This is a genomic window from Aeromonas sp. sif2416, assembly GCF_019218665.1.
Lineage (GTDB): Bacteria > Pseudomonadota > Gammaproteobacteria > Enterobacterales > Aeromonadaceae > Aeromonas > Aeromonas encheleia.
Map to the genome: position 1 here is coordinate 1 of NZ_JAHUXC010000018.1, position 16,732 is coordinate 16,732.

Here is a 16,732-nt window from a genome sequence, read left to right on the forward strand (position 1 = left end):
TTGCGGAGCGGTAGTTCAGTTGGTTAGAATACCGGCCTGTCACGCCGGGGGTCGCGGGTTCGAGTCCCGTCCGCTCCGCCAATGATTAAGAAGCCCAGTCGAAAGACTGGGCTTTTTTTCATGTCTGACATCCGCCAAACCCTACTGTTACCCCTTCTCATTCCATCTTCTGTATCAACACTCTCTCATCTGATGATCGCCGTTGACCATCGTTGCCGCTATAATGGCCGCCCTCAAGCAAGGTGGTGGTATGAAAGCAGAATATCTACAGCGATTCGGGGGCATTGCCCGTCTTTATGGTCAGCGCGCACTCGGCTCCTTCAGCCAGGCCAGGGTCTGTGTGGTGGGGATCGGCGGGGTTGGCTCATGGGCGGCGGAGGCGCTGGCCCGGGCCGGTATCAACGAGATCACCCTGATCGACATGGATGATATCTGCATCACCAACACCAATCGCCAGATCCACGCCATGCAGGGCACGGTCGGCCGCCTCAAAACCGAAGTCATGGCCGAGCGCATCCGTGCCATCAACCCGGATTGCACCGTGATCGAGGTGGATGACTTCGTTACGGCCGACAACCTGGCCGAGCATATCAAGCGGGAGTTTGACTATGTGGTGGATGCCATCGATTCGGTCAAGGCCAAGGTGGCGCTGATAGCGTTCTGCAAGCGCAACAAGATCCCGGTGATCGTGGCCGGCGGCGCCGGCGGTCAGATGGACCCTACCCAGATCACCGTGGCCGATCTGGCCAAGACCATCCAGGATCCGCTGGCGGCCAAGGTGCGCTCGGATCTGCGCCGGCTGCACAACTTCAGCAAGAATCCGGCCCGCAAATTCGGGGTGGAGTGTGTGTTCTCAACCGAGCAGCTGAGTTACCCCGATGGCCAGGGCGGCACCTGCCAGGCCAAGGCGGCCAGCGATGGCAATATGAAGATGGATTGTGCCTCAGGTTTCGGGGCCGTGACACCGGTGACGGCGACCTTTGGTCTGGTCGCCGCTTCCCGGGTATTGAAGAAGATTGCCGAGCGGGGGGCGAGAGCGGAACGTGCTGCAATCATGGAAAGCGGCGAGGATAGGTCGCAGCCGCCGGTGGCCGGGGATCAGGCGGAGGCCTGAGCCCGCATTGCCAGCACGATCGCCCTGAGCCCGTTACCCCGTGACGGGCTCAGGTGTTTCTCCAGCCCCAGCTCGGTGAAATAGGCTTCCATATCAAAGGCCTGAATGGTTTCGGCGGGCTGGTGATTGAGTGCAGCCAGCACTATGACGATGAGGCCACGCACGATGCGGGCGTCGGAGTCACAGGCAAAGTGCCAGTAGCCATCCTCCCCCTTTTCGCTTTTTAGCCAAGCCTGGCTCTCACACCCCTTCAGACGGTTCTCTTCGGTTTGCCACTCGGGTGGCAGGGCGGGTAGCAACTTGCCGAGCTGGATGATGAGCCGGTACTGGTTCTCCCAGCCGTTGGCGGCGACAAACTGCTGGCGCAGGCTATCGGCGTTTGGCTCCCGGCCTATGGGGGTATAGCTTTCGAGGGTATTCATGTCCGTCATGCCTTAAAAGAAATCTTCCAGTCTGTGCAGGGCCGCCAGCAGGGCATCCACGTCGTCCCGGTTGTTGTAGCAGGCCAATGAGGCTCGCATCGTGCCGCTCAGTCCCAGGCTCTCCATCAGCGGCATGGCGCAGTGATGGCCGACTCGCAGCGCTATGCCCTGCATGTCGAGCAGGGTGGCGGCATCTTGCGGGTGTATGTCGTCCAGCAGGAAGGAGACGGCACCAGCGCGCTGCCTGGGTTCGCCGATCAGGCGCAGGCCGGGCACCTGGCGCAAACCTGCCACCAGATAGTCGGTGAGCGCCTGTTCGTGGCGCACCAGGGCGGCCCTGTCTTGTTGTGTGATGAAGTCGATGGCGGCGGCCAGGCCGATGGCCCCGACGATATGGGGGGTGCCCGCCTCGAACTTGAACGGCAGGGCATTGAAACTGGTACCCGCGAAGCTGACCTTATCGATCATCTCGCCGCCTGCCTGCCAGGGAGGCATCCGCTCCAGCAGTTCGGTCCTGCCCCAGAGCACGCCGATCCCGGTCGGGCCATAGAGTTTGTGACCGGAGAAGGCATAGAAGTCACAGCCGATGGCCTGCACATCCACCTCGAGATGGGCCACCGCCTGGGCGCCATCGATCAGGGTCAGGGCACCGACCGCCTTGGCGGCCGCCACTATCTGCGCCACCGGATTGACGGTGCCGAGGGCATTGGAGACATGGGCGACGCTTATCAGCCTGGTGCGCGGCCCCAGCAGTTTATGGTAAGCGTCGAGATCGAGGTCTCCGCGCTCATCCAGCGGAATGACCCGAATGATGGCGCCGGTGCGCTGGGCGATCAGCTGCCAGGGCACTATGTTGGCGTGGTGTTCCAGGGTGCTGAGGACTATCTCGTCCCCCGCCTTCAGCTCGCTTGAGCCCCAGCTCTGGGCCACCAGGTTGATCGCCTCGGTGGTGCCGCGGGTCCAGATCACTTCATGGCTGCGGGGCGCATTGATAAAGTGGGCGACCGTTTCACGGGCGGCCTCGAAGGCGCGGGTGGCACGGCCGCTCAGGGCATGGGCGGCGCGGTGCACGTTGGCGTTATCGGCCCGGTAGTAATGGGCGATGACGTCCAGCACTGCCTGGGGCTTCTGGGTGGTAGCGGCGTTATCCAGATAGACCAGGGGATGGCCATTGACCTGCTGCGCCAAGGCCGGAAACTGGCTGCGCAATCGGGCGTGCTGTTGCTGGTTCATGCTCCCCTCATCATCATCTGGAAAAGTCGGCCATGATCCTGAAAATGGCGCCCAAACACAAGCCGAAGTGACGGGCCCCGGCGTCCGGCTTCGGCTGTCCCGGCGATCTCTGTTACAATGCCGCCCCTCATCATAAGCCAAGAGATCCGGCCCATGAAGCTCAACCCCAATCAGAATGAAGCGGTCAAGTTTGTCTCCGGCCCTTGCCTGGTGCTGGCGGGTGCCGGATCGGGCAAGACCCGCGTCATCACCAACAAGATCGCCTACCTGGTGCAGCAGTGTGGCTATAACGCGCGCAACATAGCGGCGGTCACCTTCACCAACAAGGCGGCGCGGGAGATGAAGGAGCGGGTCGGCCAGACTCTGGGCCGCAAGGAGGCGCGGGGGCTGATGGTCTCCACCTTCCACACCCTGGGGCTCGACATCATTCGTCGCGAGCACAAGAGCCTGAATCTCAAGGCGAACTTCTCCCTGTTCGACGACACCGACCAGCTGGCACTGCTCAAAGAGCTGACCGAAGCCGAGCTCGACAACGATAAGGACAAGCTGTCGGCCCTGATCAGCCAGATCTCCAACTGGAAGAACGACCTTATCTTGCCGGCGCGAGCCATGCGCATCGCCAAGGGGCCGGAAGAGGTGCTGATGGCCCAGCTCTACGAGCGTTATCATCGCCAGATGGTGGCCTACAATGCGCTGGATTTCGACGATCTCATCGTAATGCCGACCCTGCTGCTGAAAAGCAACGAGGAGGTGCGCACCCGCTGGCAGAGCAAGATCCGCTACCTGCTGGTCGACGAGTATCAGGACACCAACACCAGCCAGTACGAGTTGGTGAAGCAGATCGTCGGCGAGCGGGCCCGCTTCACCGTGGTGGGGGACGATGACCAGTCCATCTACTCCTGGCGCGGTGCCAGGCCCCAGAACCTGGTGCTGCTGAACGAGGACTTCCCCAGCCTCAAGCTCATCAAGCTGGAGCAGAACTATCGCTCCAAGGGGCGCATCTTGAAATGCGCCAACATCCTGATCGCCAACAACCCCCATGTGTTCGACAAGGCGCTGTTCTCCGAGCTCGACTACGGGGTACCGGTCAAGGTGCTGTTTGCCAAGAACGAGGAACACGAGGCGGAGCGCATCGCCGCCGAGCTGATGGGTCACAAGTTCATGAATCGCACCCGGTTCAAGGATTACGCCATCCTCTACCGAGGCAACCATCAGTCGCGCATCTTCGAGAAGGCGCTGATGACCAACCGCATCCCCTATCGCATCTCGGGCGGCACCTCCTTCTTCTCCCGCACCGAGATCAAGGACATCATGGCCTACCTCAAGCTGCTGGTGAATCCGGACGAGGACACCGCCTTCCTGCGGGTGGTCAACCTGCCGCGCCGGGAGATTGGTCCCACCACCCTCGAAAAGCTGGGCCAGTACGCGAACCAGCGCGGCAAGAGCCTGTTTGCCGCCAGCTTCGAGCTGGGGCTGGAGCAATCCCTCTCCGGCCGTGGTCTGGTGGCCCTGCAGGCCTTCACCAACTGGCTGGTGCGGCTCGGCGATCAGGCGCAGCGCGGCAATCCGGTGGAGGCGGTGCGGGACATGATCAAGGAGATCCACTACGAGGAGTGGCTCTACGAGACCTCGCCGAGCCCCAAGGCGGCCGAGATGCGGATGCAGAACGTCTCCACCCTCTATCGCTGGATCACCGAGATGCTGGAGGGGGACGAACTGGAGGAGGCCATGACGCTCAACCAGGTGGTCACTCGCCTCACCCTGCGTGACATGATGGAGCGCAACGAGGGGGAGGACGACGCGGATCAGGTGCAGCTGATGACCCTACATGCCTCCAAGGGATTGGAGTTTCCCTATGTCTACATGGTGGGCATGGAGGAGGGCTTGTTGCCACACCAGACCAGCATCGACGAAGACAACGTGGAGGAGGAGCGGCGCCTCGCCTACGTGGGCATCACCCGGGCCCAGACTGAGCTGACTTTCACCCTCTGCAAGGAGCGACGCCAATACGGCGAGTCGGTGCGGCCCGAGCCGAGCCGCTTCCTGCTGGAACTGCCTCAGGACGATCTGGAGTGGGAGAATCAGAAGAAGGTGACGGCCGAGGAGCGTCAGCAGAAGGGGCAGGTCGGGGTAGCTAACCTGCGGGCCCTATTCAAGAAGGATTGAGCCGGCGTTAACCCGCGCCGGCCTGGCTCAGCAGCGGGGTGATGTCGGCCCCGGGCAGGGGCGGGGAGATGTAGCGCCCCTGTCCCATGGTGCAGCCGAGATCGATCAGCTTCTGCAGCTGTTGCTGGTTTTCGATGCCCTCGACCACCAGGGTGAAGTCCAGATCCTGACAGATGTCCCGCATGGCGCGGATCAGCGCCAGATCCTTGGGGGAGTTCAGCATGCGGTGGGTGAAGCTGTCATCCACCTTGATGTAGTCCACCGGGAAGTGAAACAGGGCATTGAGGGAGGAGAAGCCGGTGCCGAAGTCATCCAGGCTGATCTGGATCCCCTTGGCCCTCAGCTCGTGCAATGAGGTGAGGGAGTCGGAGTTTTGCCTGGACAGCTCCCGCTCGTTGAACTCGAAGATGAAGTAACTCGGCAATACCCCCTCCTCCTCCATGATGTTGACCAGTCGCATGAGCTGCTCGCGGCTGGCCAGGTGCTTGCCGGAGAGGTTGAGGGCGATCTTGAAGCGGCTCTGACCCGAGACCGGCAGCCAGTTCTTCAACTGCTGGCAGGTCCGTCTGAGGATCTGCTGATCCAGCTCCTGGATGAGGCCGCACTGCTCGGCCAGCGGGATGAAATCGAAGGCGTCCTTGAGCTCCCCCTCCTCCGTTATCCAGCGCGCCATCACCTCCAGCCCGGTCAGGCAGCTGTCCTCGAGCCGGATCACCGGCTGGAAGTAGGGCACTATCCGCCCCTCCCGCAAGGCCCTGGTCAGCATCTCCTCCGGCGAGCCGGCGTGCTCTGCACAGGCCTCGGAATAACTGACGATGCGGCTGCGGCCGTTGCGCTTGGCCTGGTACATGGCGAGATCGGCCTGGTGCAGCAGCTCGCTGATGTCCGTGGTCTGCTCCGTCACGCTGGCCACCCCCAGGCTGACGGTGATGGTCAGCTCATTGCCCTGCAACCGGAACGGGTGGGCGATGCGGCCGAGGAGGCGGTTGAGCACAGGGCTGATGTCCTCCTCCTGCTGGCTGTTATCCAGATAGATGACGAACTCGTCTCCCCCCAGCCGGGCCACCATGTCGTTCTGTCGGATGCAGCTCTGCAGCCGTTTGCTCAGCTCCTGCAGCAGCTGATCCCCCGCGCTGTGGCCCAGGGCGTCGTTGACCTGCTTGAAGTGATCCACATCGATGAAGATCAGGGTGAAGGCGGGGGTCAGATAGCGGCGATAGCGGGTGATGGCGTGATGGAGATGGTTCATCAGCAGGGCCCGGTTCGGCAGCTGGGTCAGCGGATCGTGCAGCGCGTTGAACTGCAGCCGCCGCTCCAGCTCCTGATGCTGCTTGAGCTGCTTCTGTAGCCGCAGGTTGGTCTGGCGCAGCTGCTGCAAGCGCTGGTTGATGGACTCCTCCGAGTTGAGCTCATCCAGCTGTTGCCTGACCCGCTTCAGCTCCAGCAACAGGGTCAGCTGGTTGCGCAGGAAGTCGAGGAACAGCCGATCGTCGGTTTCAAGCGCCTGGGGGGTGCTGATGAGGAGGTGGGCAAAATATTGCTGCTGCTGGCGCAGCGGCAGGCTGTACCAGTACAGCTCGCCCTCGTGCCGCTCGACGTTGTTGGTGCTGTGGCACAGCGCCCTGATGACGTCGTCATCATAGGGGAGCTGCGTCGGGTAGAGCTTCTCCATCCGCAGGTTGTCGAGGCGGACCAGCAACATGTCGCGGATGGCCAGCATGGGGCGCAGCACGGCCTCCAGCTGGGAGAACAGGGCGTGAGGGGGGAGGCTATGAGCCAACCGCATGATGCGGCTGATATTTTCTATCTTCTGCTGCCAGTGCGGATCGCGCCGCATCAGGGGGGAGGCCAGCTCGGACAGCTGGGTGCCGGTCTGGGTCTCATGCAGCCGCTTGGCCAGGCACTCCAGCAGCAGCCGCAGGGTGGACAGGTGCTCGGGGGCGCTGCGGGCCAGCAACCACTGGACTTCGGTGTGTTCGACCGGCTGGACGCACCAGCCCAGGCGTTCATCGAGCTGGGTGAGCTGCTCGGTGAGGCGGGGCTCCTCCAGCCCCAGCTGCTGCTTGAAATCCTCCGCCAGCTGGTGCTCGTACACCCAGTGCAGGCCCCCATCGGCCAGCCCCAGCATGGCAAACTGCTGCAAGGGGCAGAGCCTGTCCAGCTGCTGCACCAGTCTGGTGTAGTCCGCAGGGGTGGCTATGCCTGGCGCAGGGAAGTCCATGATGGAGGAGACGATCGCCAGCAGCGGCATGGAGTCGTGCGGTGTGGTGGGCTGGACAGACATGCAAAACTCCCGAAAATGCTTACCTTCAAGGGTAGCCGGAAGTAAACAGATTGAAAGGGCCGCAATAGAAGCCCTTTCAAGTACTTAGAGCTTGTCGATCATGTAGTGAATGGCGTTTTCGATCTCTTCATCACTGCAGGCGGCGCAGGTGCCTCTGGGGGGCATCATGCCAGCCTTGCCGGTGAAGCCCTCGATGGCATGTTTCTTCAGCGTATCGAAGCCCTGGGCGATACGGGGTTCCCAGGCCGCCTTGTCCCCGCGTTTCGGAGCCCCGGCCGCGCCTGTGTCATGACAGGCAAAACAGGCACCCTTGAACACTGTCTCGCCGTCACGGGGGCCGGAGGATGCGGCGGCAGGGGCGGCGGCCGCGGTCGCAATCCCTTCCAGATCCTTGGCGGTGTAGACTTGGCCGACCGGGGCAATCCGCTCTGCGATGGCCTCCGGTGACATCTCATCGGCGGCACTCTCTGCCGCAAGGGCGGCGCCGGACAGACTGGCAGCCGCGATCCCGGCAGCCAGCAAATAGCTCAGTTTTTTCAACACGCTCATGTACTCCCAGCAGGCTCTTATTATCCCTAGAAAACGACGGGATTATAACCGAATAGTTACAGGCATTTAAACGCTTGTGTGTGAAGTGTTAAGCAATCTGCGAACAAAGTTTCTGCGCAGGGAGGCGTTGCGGGCCAGACAACTGCAAAAAGAAACCCGGCTTTCGCCGGGTTTTTTCAGTCAGCAGTGAAAAAGACTCACTTATCCCAGTTGAGGATCACCTTGCCGGACTTGCCTGATCCCATGGCGTCGAAGCCCTGCTGGAAGTCATCGATATGGAAGTGATGGGTGATGATGGGGCTGAGATCCAGGCCTGACTGGATGAGGCTGGCCATCTTGTACCAGGTCTCGAACATCTCGCGGCCGTAAATCCCTTTGATAAACAGCCCCTTGAAGATCACCTTGTTCCAGTCGATGGCCATGGTGGAGGGCGGGATGCCGAGCATGGCGATCTTGCCGCCATGGTTCATCTTGTCGATCATGTCCTGGAAGGCGGAGGGCACACCAGACATCTCCAGCCCCACATCGAAGCCCTCGGTCATGCCGAGCTCGCTCATCACGTCGGCGAGTTTCTCCTTGCTCACGTTGACCGCGCGGGTGGCGCCCATCTTGCGGGCCAGCTCGAGCCGGTATTCGTTGACGTCGGTGATCACCACATGACGCGCGCCGACGTGGCGGCAGACGGCGGCGGCCATGATGCCGATGGGGCCGGCACCTGTGATGAGCACGTCCTCGCCGACCAGATCGAAGGAGAGGGCGGTGTGCACGGCGTTGCCGAAGGGATCGAAGATGGCGGCCAGTTCATCGGGGATGTTGTCCGGCAGCTTGAAGGCGTTGAAGGCCGGGATCACCAGGTATTCGGCGAAGCTGCCAGGGCGGTTGACGCCGACCCCTATGGTATTGCGGCACAGGTGGGTGCGGCCGGCTCGGCAGTTGCGGCAGTGACCACAGGTGATGTGGCCCTCGCCGGAGACCCGATCGCCCACGGCGAAGCCGCGCACTTCCTGGCCGACGGCGACCACCTCGCCGACGTATTCATGACCCACCACCATGGGCACGGGGATGGTCTTCTGGGCCCACTCGTCCCAGTTGTAGATGTGCATGTCGGTGCCGCAGATGGCGGTCTTGCGGATCTTGATCAGCAGATCGTTGTGGCCGAGCTCGGGGGCCGGGACGTCCGTCATCCAGATGCCGACTTCGGATTTGAGTTTGGAGAGTGCTTTCATGACAGATTCCTCACGGCGCTGCGCCGGGTACAGAGGGTAATAAAATGGGGCCCAACCTTGGCCCCCGTTTTAATCAAATAGCCATGTGATCAGATCACGCCGAGTTCGCGGCCGATGCGGATGAAGGCGTCGATCGCCTTGTCCAGCTGCTCGCGGGTATGGGCGGCAGACATCTGGGTGCGAATGCGGGCCTGGCCCTTGGGCACCACCGGGAAGGAGAAGCCCACCACGTAGATGCCGGCCGCCAGCATGCGGCTCGCCATCTCGGAGGCCAGCTTGGCATCCCCCAGCATGACCGGGATGATGGCGTGATCGGCGCCGGCCAGGGTGAAGCCGGCGGCGCTCATCCGGGTGCGGAAATACTGGCTGTTCTCCTTCAGGCGGGCGCGCAGCTCGTGGCCTTCCGCCAGCATGTCGATCACCTTGATGGTGGCCGAGACGATGGAGGGGGCCAGGGAGTTGGAGAACAGATAAGGGCGCGAGCGCTGACGCAGCCAGTCGATCACCTCTTTCTTGCCGGAGGTGTAACCGCCGGAGGCGCCGCCGAGGGCCTTGCCCAGGGTGCCGGTGATGATGTCGACCCTATCCAGCACGTCGCAGTATTCGTGGGTGCCACGGCCGTTGTCGCCGATGAAACCGACCGCATGGGAGTCATCCACCATCACCAACGCATCGTACTTGTCCGCCAGATCGCAGATGGATTTCAGGTCGGCGATGACCCCATCCATGGAGAAGACCCCGTCGGTGGCGATCAGCTTGAAGCGGGCGCCATCGACATTGGCCTGCTTGAGCTGGGCTTCCAGCTCGGCCATGTCGTTGTTGGCGTAGCGATAGCGCTTGGCCTTGCACAACCGCACCCCGTCGATGATGGAGGCGTGGTTGAGGGCATCGGAGATGATGGCGTCTTCGGCGCCGAACAGGGTCTCGAACAGACCGCCATTGGCATCGAAGCAGGAGGAATAGAGGATGCTGTCCTCGGTGCCGAGGAAGGTCGACAGCTTCTGCTCCAGCACCTTGTGTTGATCCTGAGTACCGCAGATGAAGCGCACCGAGGCCATGCCGAAGCCGTGGCTGTCCAGCCCCTGATGGGCTGCGGCGACGAGGTCGGGATGGTTGGCCAGCCCCAGATAGTTGTTGGCGCAGAAGTTCAGTACCTGCTCGCCACCCACCGCGATCTGGGCTTGCTGGGCCGAGGTGATGATGCGTTCCTGCTTGTACAAGCCTTCCGCTTTGACCTGTTCCAACTGCTCGGTCAGGTGACGATAGAATCCGTTAGACATCCTCGGTCCTCATTGGCTATTTCGGCGGTGTAACTACAGTGGGCAACATTTTACTGTAATCGCCGCGCATGAATTCAAATTATTGTGCTGATATTCAACAATTGTGAAACAGATCTCACCCGGCTGGTTGGGCCAGTTGATGGTAGTGCTGCTCCAGTTGCCGGATCTGCGCGGCCACCTGGGGTTGCACATAGGGGCGTAGCAGGAACAGCACCCGCAACACGCCCTGATACAGCAAGGGCTTGGTGATGCGGGCGCTGGGGGCCTGGGCAATCTGGAACGGGATCCAGCAGGTCACCACCATCTTGATGGTCTGGCCCAGATCCGGCAGATCCTCGTCGCTGACGGCGATGATGCCCCCCTCGCGCAGGCTCCTGAGCAGGGCGACCACGGCGGCCCTCAGTTGCTCCTGGGCCTTGAGGTACTTCTGCTGCAGCGGCTCGTCGCGACTGAGGATGTCCGGCAGATTCGCGTAGAAGAAACGGAACTGCCACATCAGATAGAAGATGGCGTCCAGGTAACCCATCAGGTCTGCCAGCTTGATCTCGTTGCTGCGGGCGGGAGTGAAACTCTCGCTCAGGTGGCGGGCATATTGATCGAAGATGGAGTGGATGATGTCTTCTTTATTGCGGAAGTGGTAATAAAGATTGCCTGGGCTGATGCCGAGATGGGCGGCAATGTGGTTGGTGGTGATGTTGCGTTCACCCTGATCGTTGAACAGCTCGGTGGCGCTGTGAATGATCCTGTCTCTGGTTTTCATCACTGATCCCTCTGCCGGGCCCTGTGCATCAAGGTCGAATCCCCTTGCGGCCCGTGATAAACTTTTCGGCAATTTCAAATTGGCCCACTATACACAGCTTTAACAAGCAGTCACACGTGGCCATCAACGTACGCGAGGCAAACTCCATGATCGTAGTAACTGGCGGTGCTGGCTTTATCGGCAGCAATCTGGTCAAGCAGCTGAACGCTCAAGGACGGACCGATGTGGTGGTCATCGATGACCTGACCGATGGCACCAAGTTCGTCAACCTGGTCGACCTGACCATTGCCGATTACATGGATAAGGACGAGTTCCAGGCGCGTATCGTCTCCGGTGACGAGTTTGAGGAGTGGGATGGCGGCATCGAGGTGATCTTCCACGAAGGCGCCTGTTCCGCGACCACAGAGTGGAACGGCAAGTTCATCATGGAGGTCAACTACGAGTACTCCAAGGATCTGTTCCACTACTGCATCGAGCGGGAAATTCCGTTCATCTACGCCTCCTCCGCCGCCACCTACGGTGGTCGCAACGACAACTTCATCGAAGATCCCAAGTTCGAGCAGCCGCTCAACGTCTACGGCTACTCCAAGCAGCTGTTCGATCAGTACGTGCGTCGCTGGCTGCCGGAGATCAATTCCCAGGTCGTGGGTCTGAAGTACTTCAACGTCTACGGTCCCCGCGAGCAGCACAAGGGCTCCATGGCCTCCGTCGCCTTCCACCTCAATACCCAGGTGAAGCAGGGCGGCAATCCCAAGCTGTTTGAAGGCTGCGACGGCTTCCCGGACGGCGGCCAGATGCGCGACTTCATCTATGTGGATGACGTCTGCAAGGTGAACCTCTGGTTCTGGCAGCATCCGCAGCACTCCGGCATCTTCAACTGCGGTACCGGCCGTGCCGAGCCGTTCCAGAACGTGGCCGAGGCGGTGATCAAGCATCATCAGCAGGGCGCTATCGAGTATATCCCCTTCCCGGATCACCTCAAGGGCCGTTATCAGAGCTTCACCCAGGCAGATCTGACCCGCTTGCGCGCGGTCGGCTATGACGGCGAGTTCAAGACGGTGGCCGAAGGCGTGGCCGATTACATGGCCTGGCTGAACCGGGTTTGATCCCCCTCTGACGGGTGGCTCTGGCCACCCGTCGATCGGATGCGCTTGTATGAATATATTGATGGCACTCTCCCAGCTCGAGGTGACGGGAGCTGAGGTCTATGCCACCACGGTCGGTAATGAGCTTACCCGGCGTGGCCACAACGTCTTTTACGTGTCAGATACCCTGACCAAACCCACCCTGGGTCCGGTGTTCAAGTTGCGGTTCAACAAGCGCAGCATATTGCGCCGGTTCTGGCACGTGTTTTACCTCATCTATCTCATCAAGAAACACCATATCCAACTGGTGCACGCTCATTCGCGCGCCTCCGGCTGGAGCAGCTACGTGGCCTGCAAGCTCACCGGCACGCCCATGATCACTACTGTGCACGGCCGTCAGCCGGTGCACGCCTCCCGCAAGGCCTTCCATGCACTCGGCTACCGGGCGGTGGCGGTGTGTGAAGACATTGCCCACCAGATCATCGACAACCTGGGGGTGGATCCGGCCAAGGTGCAGGTGCTGCGCAACGGCATCGAGACCGACAAGTTCCAGCCGATGCCGGCCCCGGACAACGCCAAGCCGGTGATCGCCATCATAGGGCGGCTGAGCGGTCCCAAGGGCGAGCTCTGCTATCGCCTGCTGGACGAGGTTCTGGATCTGGCCGCCTGCCGGGTACGAGTCGTTAGCGGTACTCGGTTGCCGGAGCGCTTTGCCCGTTTCGAGGACAGGGTTGAATTTGTCGGCTATTTGGATGACGTCCCCACTCTGCTGGCGGGTTGCGATCTGGTGATCGGGGCCGGTCGGGTGGCGATGGAGGCCTTGTTGTGTGGCCGTCCCGCCTTTGCCATCGGGGAAGCCAGGGCCATCGGCCTGGTGACCGAGCAGAATCTGGACAAAGCGCTGGCCAGCAACTTTGGCGACATAGGGCCGCAGGATCTGGCGATCGACTTTGCCGCATTGAAGGCACAGATAGCGACTGCGTTGGCCAGCAAGGCGGTGTCTGACCCCCTGCGCCTGCGTATTCAGCATGAATATGGTTTGCAGGGCGTGGTGAGCGGACTCGAGTCCGTCTATCAGGACGCCGTGGTGGAGACCCTGCGCCGCGAGATGCCGGTCATCATGTATCACCGCTTCATCGAGCAGGAGAGCGAGAAGGGGGTGCATGGCACCTGGTTGCCCATCGCCATGTTCGAGAAACACCTCAAGCTGATGAAGTGGCTCGGTTACGAGACGCTGACCTTCGCCGATCTGGAGGAGAAGGGCTTCATCCATCGGCTGCAATACGGCAAGAAGTACCTGATGATCACCGTCGACGACGGTTATCGTGACAACCTCACCCGCATGCTGCCGCTGCTTGAAAAATATGGTTACAAAGCCGTGGTGTACATAGTGACCGGTGAGGATCACAATCGCTGGGATGTGGAGCACCCGACCCACCCCGACACCCCGGTAGCGCTGATGAATGGTGACGAGGTCCAGGCGCTGGTGGCCTCGGGGCATGTGGAGATAGGGGGTCATACCTTGACCCACCCGCGCCTCAGCACGCTCACACCAACACTGCAGGCTCACGAGATCCAGGCCAACAAGGATCGGCTGGAACAGCTGCTCGGTCATCCGCTCTTGTCGTTTGCCTACCCTTACGGGGATCTGAATGACAGTGCCAAGGCCCAAGCCAGTGCGGCTGGTTACCGTTATGCTGTGGCCACCAACAGCGGTCCCAGAGCCATGCATCGAGACCCGCTGCAGATCCGCCGGATCGCCATCTTCCCCCGTACCGATGCGTTCGGGCTCTGGCGCAAGATCCGGGGAAACTATGTGTTTAGAAAAGCTTGATAGGAAGAGATAAATTGCATTTGCTGAAAAATCATACCCGATTTACGAGTAACGATTTTCTCTGTTTTTTTCACGGAAAGTCATTAAATGATTTTATCTTCTTGAATATCATAGGTTACGTTATATTCAAGGATTCCATACAGCTCATAGCCGATATTTGCCAGACCATCATTGTTATTTTCACGTTAATGGCATTTTTCGTGGAGAGAGCTTTTTTCGTAAAAAACAGAATATTCCAGTTGCTGTGTCTCTCTATTGTGGTTCAGTGCTTTAGCTGGCTATCATCCAAGTACTACATCAATGAGTATGCCCTGACATTGCCTTCGGTAAAGTCGCTGGCATATCTCTTCTTCTTCGTTGGCATTGCCTATTGGTTGAAGGGTGATCAGCGAAGAGTCATCATAGTGCTGCTATCATTCTGTTTCGGGGTGCTCTTCACCTTCGGTTATCACTCTTCTTTTTTCTCCGTTTTTGAGACTGGCCTCGACGGTGCAAGAGTGGATTTCAATTATCGCAACGCGCAGCATGGATCCTTGATATCGGGTGCCTGCTTCTTGTTTTTTGTCTCATTGTTATGGAATTCAAAAACCAAGAAACTGACCATCACTAACATAGGTATATTCATCGGTATACTATTGTTCGGTATCTTCTCAATCATCTTGCAGTCTCGACAATCTTGGTTTGCCATCACGGTAGCATTGGCCATTCTGCCGTTGTTGAAGAATGGCAATCATTGGCCAAAACGTAATATCGTAATTACATATGGCATTATTTTTATCACAATGCTTTCTCTCTATCATGTGCCTTTTATTAAAGGTCGGCTGTTGTCAGGCTTTGCTCATCCAGGTGATATGCATGCCATTATCACCGGAAACTGGAATGAGGTTAAGGATTTCAGTATCGGAGTCAGGCTGAAAACATGGCTTGAGGCGATACAGTGGTTTATACATTATCCACTTTTTGGTACTGGCTTCGGTAGTCAATCGTTGGTCATTACCATGTCCAAGACACTGCCAGCGTACATCACCAACGAATTCCGTCACTTGCACAACTCAAATATGGAAACGTTGGTATGCTGGGGGATAGCAGGATTTATGGTGCTGTATTACACGCTATTCTCTGTGACTCGCCAGGTATTTTTGTGCTCTGAGTCTTCGCGCTTCATCAAGATGCTGACAGTTTCCTTTATTGTGTACTGGCTCATCATCAATAATTTTGAATCATTCTTCTATATGCGCTCCGGACAGTGGGTGTTTAGTGTGTTCTTGGGGGCCATCTATTCGGTCGCACTGCATCGAGAACTGAAGGGGTTTGCAAAGGAACGTTATGAAAATTTACGTCGTTAGTCTGGAAAAGGCCGTTGAACGTCGCCGTCGAGTCGAGACCGTCTTGTCTGCCCGCAGTATCGAGTTTGAATTTTTCAATGCGGTAAACGGCTTCGATGGGCTCCCCGCACGATTGCAGGCAATGCCGGATGATCGGCATCGGGTGATGTTCAGGAGCCGACCACTGACACCAGGTGAGAAGGGGTGCTATGCCAGCCATTTTCTGCTGTGGGAGAAGTGTGTCGAGCTCAATGAGCCCATCTTGATCCTGGAAGATGATTTCTTGCCTACCCAGTATTTTGAAGAGGTGCTGGAGACGCTCCCCAAGGTGCATGAGCAATATGAATATGTGAAGGTAGAGCCACAGGTTGGATCGGCGACTGCCTTGGCAACCATAGACAATATGCAGCTGATGTTCTGGCACAATAATATGTGCTGGACGACGGGTTATAGTATTTCGCCGCAGGGGGCTCGCCGCCTGCTGGAGCACAGTAAAAAATGGTTGTGCTCGGTTGATAATTATATTGGTGAGTCTTATCGTACCGGGCTCGTCTGTACGGGGCTGATCCCCTATGCCATCTATAGCCCACGCGACATGGGCAGCGACATCCAGAACCAGGTCGCCCTGAAGAAGGTGCCGCTGGGATTCAAACTGACCCGTGAGCTGTATCGCTTCTATCGGTTTATCAGAATGATGCTGTGGAACATGAAACACACGGGGAGCAAGACATGAGTGCTGGGGCGACCAATAAAACCATTCATGCCATATGGCTGGGCAACCGGCTGCCTCCCCTGGCACATGTGTGCATCGATGACTGGAAAAAACAGGGCTACAGCTACAAGCTGTGGCTGGATACGGATCCCCAGATAAAACGCTGGATACGGGAATGTACCTTCGCCAGAGAGTGTTACCAGCGGGGGTTGTTGGCCTTCGTGACGGATTACTTACGGCTCAAGATCCTGGCGCAGGAAGGTGGTCTTTATCTCGATACCGATGTGACCATCAATCGAGATCCTTTCCCGCTCTTCGAATCAGTATCATTCGGGGTCGGTTATGAATCTGAAAAACTGCTTGGTACCGCGGTTATCTATGCCAGAAAGGACTCGGTTCTATTATCCGAGCTGGTTAGGTTTTACGAAGAAGAGATCATGTCTTCCCCGTTGTATATGGGGCCGGATATCATGACCGAATTCCTTTCGCGGAAGCTGAATAGCACGGATGAGGCCACCCTCGTTGCCCCGGTGCATTATTTTTATAATTACCAGGGAGAGGCGATCCACTTCGAGGCCTCAGACGATCGTTATATGACCCACTGGTTCCAACACAGTTGGAAGCGCTCGAGCGGCTTGATTTTTCTGAGAGCAAAATCGAAGGGGTTATCAGGTTATCTCTATGAGTGGCAGAAAGAGTTCTTCCGTCTGAGAAAATAATGGAGTGGGGGGACTGTCCCCTC

At 58.9% G+C, this 16,732-nt stretch carries 14 protein-coding genes and 1 tRNA gene; 8 read left to right on the top strand and 7 right to left on the bottom strand.

Features of this window, described 5'->3' with window-relative positions; all coding sequences use genetic code 11:
* The first annotated feature begins 4 nt into the window (after positions 1-4).
* Together KW821_RS20700 and tcdA are read left to right on the top strand one after the other, a co-directional pair.
* Positions 5-81, top strand: a tRNA-Asp gene (locus KW821_RS20700).
* 169 nt (positions 82-250) lie between these two features.
* On the top strand, positions 251-1,114 hold the full coding sequence (gene tcdA / locus KW821_RS20705) for a tRNA cyclic N6-threonylcarbamoyladenosine(37) synthase TcdA (protein WP_256353589.1): 864 nt from the start codon (positions 251-253) through the stop codon (positions 1,112-1,114).
* Here the strand turns inward: tcdA and KW821_RS20710 are convergent.
* Both KW821_RS20710 and KW821_RS20715 read right to left on the bottom strand, forming a co-directional pair.
* Complete coding sequence (locus tag KW821_RS20710; RefSeq protein WP_218292749.1) at positions 1,099-1,536, bottom strand: SufE family protein; 438 nt, start codon at positions 1,534-1,536, stop codon at positions 1,099-1,101. The genes tcdA and KW821_RS20710 overlap by 16 nt on opposite strands.
* A gap of 12 nt (positions 1,537-1,548) precedes the next feature.
* Positions 1,549-2,769: a cysteine desulfurase gene (locus tag KW821_RS20715; protein ID WP_218292750.1), complete on the bottom strand. Its 1,221-nt coding sequence runs from the start codon at positions 2,767-2,769 to the stop codon at positions 1,549-1,551.
* A gap of 153 nt (positions 2,770-2,922) precedes the next feature.
* On the opposite strand from KW821_RS20715, the gene rep reads away from it, so the two are divergent.
* Positions 2,923-4,935: a DNA helicase Rep gene (gene rep, locus KW821_RS20720; RefSeq protein WP_218292751.1), complete on the top strand. Its 2,013-nt coding sequence runs from the start codon at positions 2,923-2,925 to the stop codon at positions 4,933-4,935.
* Positions 4,936-4,942: 7 nt separating this feature from the next.
* On the opposite strand, the gene KW821_RS20725 is transcribed toward rep, so the two are convergent.
* The 5 genes from KW821_RS20725 to KW821_RS20745 form a co-directional block, all read right to left on the bottom strand.
* On the bottom strand, positions 4,943-7,219 hold the full coding sequence (locus tag KW821_RS20725; RefSeq protein WP_218292752.1) for a bifunctional diguanylate cyclase/phosphodiesterase: 2,277 nt from the start codon (positions 7,217-7,219) through the stop codon (positions 4,943-4,945).
* 84 nt (positions 7,220-7,303) lie between these two features.
* Positions 7,304-7,768, bottom strand: coding sequence for a cytochrome c5 family protein (locus KW821_RS20730; protein WP_042655023.1), 465 nt, complete (start codon positions 7,766-7,768; stop codon positions 7,304-7,306).
* A 197-nt stretch (positions 7,769-7,965) separates the two neighbouring features.
* Entirely contained in the window at positions 7,966-8,994 is a 1,029-nt protein-coding gene (tdh, locus tag KW821_RS20735) for an L-threonine 3-dehydrogenase (RefSeq protein ID WP_042655024.1), read from the bottom strand.
* Positions 8,995-9,083: 89 nt separating this feature from the next.
* Positions 9,084-10,274, bottom strand: coding sequence for a glycine C-acetyltransferase (locus tag KW821_RS20740; RefSeq protein WP_218292753.1), 1,191 nt, complete (start codon positions 10,272-10,274; stop codon positions 9,084-9,086).
* A gap of 115 nt (positions 10,275-10,389) precedes the next feature.
* Entirely contained in the window at positions 10,390-11,034 is a 645-nt protein-coding gene (locus tag KW821_RS20745) for a TetR/AcrR family transcriptional regulator (protein WP_042655026.1), read from the bottom strand.
* Between the two features lie 146 nt (positions 11,035-11,180).
* On the opposite strand from KW821_RS20745, the gene rfaD reads away from it, so the two are divergent.
* The 5 genes from rfaD to KW821_RS20770 are packed head-to-tail and all read left to right on the top strand — an operon-like array spanning position 11,181 to position 16,709.
* Positions 11,181-12,140: an ADP-glyceromanno-heptose 6-epimerase gene (rfaD, locus tag KW821_RS20750; RefSeq protein ID WP_042655051.1), complete on the top strand. Its 960-nt coding sequence runs from the start codon at positions 11,181-11,183 to the stop codon at positions 12,138-12,140.
* A gap of 49 nt (positions 12,141-12,189) precedes the next feature.
* Complete coding sequence (locus KW821_RS20755; protein ID WP_218292754.1) at positions 12,190-13,953, top strand: polysaccharide deacetylase family protein; 1,764 nt, start codon at positions 12,190-12,192, stop codon at positions 13,951-13,953.
* A gap of 14 nt (positions 13,954-13,967) precedes the next feature.
* On the top strand, positions 13,968-15,299 hold the full coding sequence (locus KW821_RS20760) for an O-antigen ligase (protein ID WP_218292755.1): 1,332 nt from the start codon (positions 13,968-13,970) through the stop codon (positions 15,297-15,299).
* Positions 15,280-16,011 (top strand): glycosyltransferase family 25 protein, encoded by a 732-nt coding sequence (locus KW821_RS20765; protein ID WP_218292756.1) that lies wholly within the window; start codon positions 15,280-15,282, stop codon positions 16,009-16,011. Before KW821_RS20760 ends, KW821_RS20765 begins: the two co-directional genes overlap by 20 nt.
* Entirely contained in the window at positions 16,008-16,709 is a 702-nt protein-coding gene (locus KW821_RS20770) for a glycosyltransferase family 32 protein (RefSeq protein ID WP_218292757.1), read from the top strand. Before KW821_RS20765 ends, KW821_RS20770 begins: the two co-directional genes overlap by 4 nt.
* The last annotated feature ends 23 nt before the right edge of the window (positions 16,710-16,732 follow it).